The organism is Nocardiopsis listeri (genome assembly GCF_020741345.1).
GTDB classification, from domain to species: domain Bacteria; phylum Actinomycetota; class Actinomycetes; order Streptosporangiales; family Streptosporangiaceae; genus Nocardiopsis; species Nocardiopsis listeri_A.
Genome location: NZ_DYZD01000442.1, coordinates 1 through 3,560 on the forward strand (window position 1 = coordinate 1; position 3,560 = coordinate 3,560).

General features: G+C 67.4%; 2 protein-coding genes. One reads left to right on the plus strand and one right to left on the minus strand.

All coding sequences use genetic code 11. The features are described from left to right. Positions 1–2,803 (minus strand): Na+/H+ antiporter subunit A (locus K8V84_RS23875; RefSeq protein ID WP_304078832.1); only part of this gene is annotated, 2,803 nt, incomplete at its 3' end. A gap of 252 nt (positions 2,804–3,055) precedes the next feature. On the opposite strand from K8V84_RS23875, the gene K8V84_RS23880 reads away from it, so the two are divergent. After that, the gene (locus tag K8V84_RS23880; RefSeq protein ID WP_304078831.1) at positions 3,056–3,550 is read left to right on the plus strand and encodes a MarR family winged helix-turn-helix transcriptional regulator; all 495 of its coding nucleotides are present in this window, start codon (positions 3,056–3,058) and stop codon (positions 3,548–3,550) included. Positions 3,551–3,560 lie beyond the last annotated feature (10 nt).

A 3,560-nucleotide genomic window follows, 5' to 3' on the forward strand; every position in this document is an offset into this window, starting at 1 on the left:
CGTGCGCTTCGCCGAAGATCCCGAAGTTCAGGTAGTAGTCCGCCCCGGCGAGCACGTCGTCGAGGAAGATCGCCCCGCCGATCGCCGTGCCCGTGGCCAGCGCCAGACCGGCGCCGATCAGGGCGCCCGGCTGCACCCACGCGGTGGCGTAGAGCTCGAAGCGGCCACCCGCGAGGTAGCGGACGATGAACGCGAGACCCGCCACGATGCCGCCGGCGAAACCACCGCCGACGTCGGTGTGACCGGTCAGCAGCAGGTACACCGAGATCACCATGATCACCGGGAAGAGGAAGCGGGAGACCACCTCGAAGATGATCGACCTGCGTTCGGTGGGCATCGCCTCCGCGCCGGGCAACCAGGAACGGTTCCACTGGGGCCTGACGTGCATGTTCTGGGGAGCGACCTTCAGCTCGCCCAGGTCCAACCGGTCGTGCCCGTCGGAGGGCCCGGGCGGGGTCTGGGTGACGGACAGGGCCATCACTCCACCGGGGGCCTTGCGGGGCTGGGCCCGGCGGCGCACGAACATCAGGCTGGCCACACCCGCCGCGGCGGCGGCCAGCACCGAGATCTCACCCATGGTGTCCCAGGCACGGACGTCGACCAGCAGTACGGAGATGAGATTGTCGCCGCCGGCCTCCTCCGCCGCCTCCAGGTAGGAGGGCCCGTCGGGTCCGCCCACCGCGATGGAGGGTTCCTGTCGACCGGCCAGGGCGAACCACGTCATGGTCGCCACGAGCAGGCCGGTGGCGGCGCCGATCATCATGTTCCAGATCCGGCGGCCCTTGAGCGCGGGTGCCGAGAAGTGGGACGGGAAGCGGCGCAGCACCAGGACGAAGACCACCAGGCTGACGGTCTCGATGAGGAACTGGGTGAGCGCGATGTCGGGCGCACCCTGCAGGTAGAACAGGGCGCCCACACCGTAACCGCCGATGCCGACGAGGATCACCGCGAAGAGACGGCGTCGCACGAACAGGATCATCAGGCAGGTGATCACGATGATCAGGGCGGGGATGACCTGTACCGGGGTGTCCCACAGGCGCAGCGTCGGGTAGTCGCCGTTCCAGAGTCGCCCGGTGACCATGGGGATGCCTGCGGCGACCACCAGGAACACCAGGATGGTGCCGAGGTAGACCGGCAGAGAACCGCGCTGGGTGCTACCGGTGACCTGCAGGGCCAGGGTCTCCAGGCCCGCCATCATCCGCCGGTAGTTGCGCTCGGGGTTGATGTAGGCCAGCCGGTTGCCGAGCCAGGAGACCCGGTGCCGGAAGTAGAACAGCACCAGACCACCGACGACGCAGATCGCCGACAGCAGCAACGGCGGTTCCCAGCCGTGCCACAGGGCCAGGTAGGAGGGGTACTCCTCGGCGGGTCCCAAGGGGACGGTGTCCGCGTAGGTGGCGAAGAGTCGGTCGACCCCGCCGGAGACGAGTCCGCCGATCAGGCTCAGCGCCGCCAGGACCACCGCGGGCGCGAGGAAGAGCGGCCCGGGGGGGTGGACCTCGTTGGGCTGCACGCCCTCCTTGTCGAGGAAGGCGCCCCACAGGAAGCGGAGGCTGTAGGCGACGGTGAGGGTGGAGCCGATGACCATGCCGGTCAGGATCAGGGTGTCGAGGCCGCCGCCCTCGGTGTAGGCACCGAAGGCGAGTTCCTTGGCGACGAACCCGGCGGTGGGTGGAAGACCGGACATCGAGGCCAGGGCCACGATCGTGATCCAGAAGGTGGCGGGCATGGACCTGCGCAGCCCGGACAGCTCGCGCAGGTCCCGCGTTCCCGTGCTGTGGTCGATGATGCCGACGATGAGGAACAGCGGAGCTTTGAAGAGGGAGTGCGCCACCAGCATCGCGATGCCGGCGAGGGCTCCGGCCCGGGTCCCGGTGCCGAGCAGGGCGATGAGGAAGCCGAGCTGGCTGATGGTGCCGTAGGCCAGGACGAGCTTGAGGTCGAACTGGCGTAGCGCCTTCCACCCGCCGAAGATCATGGTGATGACACCGAAGAACAGCGCCATCGTCGTCCACACGGTCACGTCGCCGAAGGCGGGGGTGAGGCGGGCGACCAGGTAGACGCCGGCCTTGACCATCGCCGCGGCGTGCAGGTAGCCGGAGACCGGGGTGGGCGCCTGCATGGCGGCGGGCAGCCACAGGCTGAAGGGGAACAGCGCCGACTTGGACATCGCGCCGACCATGATCAGCGCGAGCGCGGAGTTGACCACCGCTCCACCCATGGGCGGGTTCGCGACGATCTCGGAGATCACGTAGGTCCCGGCGGTCTCGCCGAGCATGATCATGCCGACCAGCATCGCCAGGCCACCGAACGTGGTGACGACCAGGGCCGTCATCGCCGCTCGTCGGCTGTCCTTCGACTCGGCCTTGTGACCGACGAGGAGGTAGGAGAAGACCGTGGTCAGCTCCCAGTAGATGAAGAGCTGGATGAGGTCGTCGGCGAGAACGAGGCCCAGCATGGCGCCGGCGAACGCGACGAACACACCCGCGAACCGCGGTAGACCTTCGTCGGAGTCACTGAAGTAGCGCGCACAGTAGGCCAGGATCAGGGTGCCCACGCCCGCGGCGACGAGCGTCATGACCAGACCGAGGGCGTCCATGTGCATACCGAGCCGCAGTGAGAACTGCGGTGCCCACTCGACCGACTCCGACAGCGTTCCGCCGTTGAGGATGGTCGGGAGCTGGAACAGGGTCCACACGGTCGCCAGCCCGGGGACGATCGCGAGCGCGTAGAAACCGTTACGGCCCCACTGGCGTATCACTAAGGGCGCGACCGCAGCTGTTATGAAATGCGCGACCAGCACTGTCGTCAATGCGCCCCTCCCGGACCGGTCCGGGCCCGCCCGACGTGCCCGGGCGGACGTCCACCACCCCGGTGGAGAACGAGACCGTCCATGAAGGGATCAGTGGACCGGGGGTGTCGTTTCCGTTTTGGTGGGGCATGGATCTACTTGAACTTGCGTGCGCAAGCTATTTAATAGCTAGACTACACATACGTCAAACCACCGCGCGGGTCGGGGACCCGTGCGCAGACCCCATCCAGCGAGGACCGTTTCTTGCTCGACGAGACCCCCGATCCCTGTTCTGAGCAGCAACAATGCGCTCATCCGAACGCGGCTGAACTCGAGGAGTTCCAACGCGTCTGGACCGAACTCATCAACGCGGCGCTACACGCCCGCTCCCGGGGCGGGCACGGACATCGTGGGGCGGAGGAGATCACACTGACACAATCGCTCCTGATGGAGGCGGTGCGTGGGATGGACAATCCAAGTGTCGGTGCGGTTGCTCACATCGTGGGTGTTTCCTCGCCTTCCGCCACCCGGATGATCCAACAGTTGGAACGCAAGGGCATGGTGGCCCGGCGCCGGTCCGAGCGTGATGAACGCAGCACGGTGGTCACCATCACGGCGGAGGGCGAACGCGTCCTCGCCGAGCGCCGCAAGCACCTGGAGCGAAAACAAAAGCAGGTCTTCGACGCCATAAGGCCCTCCCTGCGACCGCTGGTGCTCGACGTGCTCCGTGACCTGCGCGCCGCCATAGACGACACCTGATCGACGAGCC